At 27.3% G+C, this 1,070-nt stretch carries 1 protein-coding gene; it reads right to left on the bottom strand.

The features are described from left to right. Nucleotides 1-489 (bottom strand): hypothetical protein (locus tag EIY84_RS11770; RefSeq protein WP_164472050.1); only part of this gene is annotated, 489 nt, incomplete at its 3' end. Between the last annotated feature and the right edge of the window lie 581 nt (nt 490-1,070).

The following is a 1,070-nucleotide window of genomic DNA, read 5'->3' as shown; positions in this document are numbered from 1 at the left end:
AGTTACTACAGCTACAACAGCTCGAACAATTGGTACAATAGGAAACTTACTGGCTGAGTTGATTTGATAACCATCTAAATTAGAAAATTTTAGACCGTTGCTAGTTTCTACATCAAAAATAGTTTTTTCTTCAAGATTCCGAATGTTATTTATAATAATAACTTCATTTGTAGATGGATTTTTAACCGTAATTTCCCCAGATGTAGTACTATTATCTACAATATCCATATCATAGTTGTTAAGTAGTATGTCGCCGACATAATTACCGTCCACACCATAATATGCAACGGATTTATCATCTTGAAGTTCATATCTTTTACCATCCAGTAAAATATTTATTTGTTCAGATTTTGTGATTCTACTAGTTAATGAGTTATTTAAGTTTGGCTGATATTCTGGAGAAGATGAGCTTGTTATTGAATCACGATCACAAGAAACGATAAGTAATGCTGTTGTAAGCATCATAATCATAATTTTAATTGTTTTCATTTTTAAAGAATTTTGAGATTTTTGTTTTTAAAGTTGTCTGTTGGGAATGATTTTTTACCCAATAATTTATTTTAAAATTATTGGGTAAAAGTCTCAAAGACGATAACTTTTTTAAGTTTGATTTTCCCTTTCATTGTTTTATATATTAAGCAAATGAAAGAACAAATCAATAAATAAACATTAAGATTTCTTAACGCTTTTTAAATAATAATTAAGATATTAACTCCAATAATTCTTGTTGAGAGATAAATAATATTGAAGTTAATTTTGAAATGCGTTTTTTAAGATAGGAACAATGCTCAGGAGTTGTATGTAAAAACGATGCTAACACTTTATTTGTTATCCTAGATTTTAACTTTGGGAAAAAAATATCAATTTTTTCAATCCTTTTTTGTAAACAATGATTACTTATAAATTCAAATCTCTTTATTTGATAAGTGTGAAATTTTTCTAGTGAACTTGTTTAATGTTTCCTAATCAAAATACAACAGAATGCGAGCAGATGAAAATCCCTCCAATGTTTTTCTTTAGTTTCATATCGTATTAATAGCGCTTTAAAGCTATCTATCCAAGCGTTCATT

The sequence above is a fragment of the Amniculibacterium aquaticum genome, from assembly GCF_003852705.1.
Taxonomy (GTDB): domain Bacteria; phylum Bacteroidota; class Bacteroidia; order Flavobacteriales; family Weeksellaceae; genus Amniculibacterium; species Amniculibacterium aquaticum.
The sequence above is the reverse complement of the archived record's forward strand: the minus strand, read 5'-3'. Positions and strand labels throughout refer to the sequence as shown.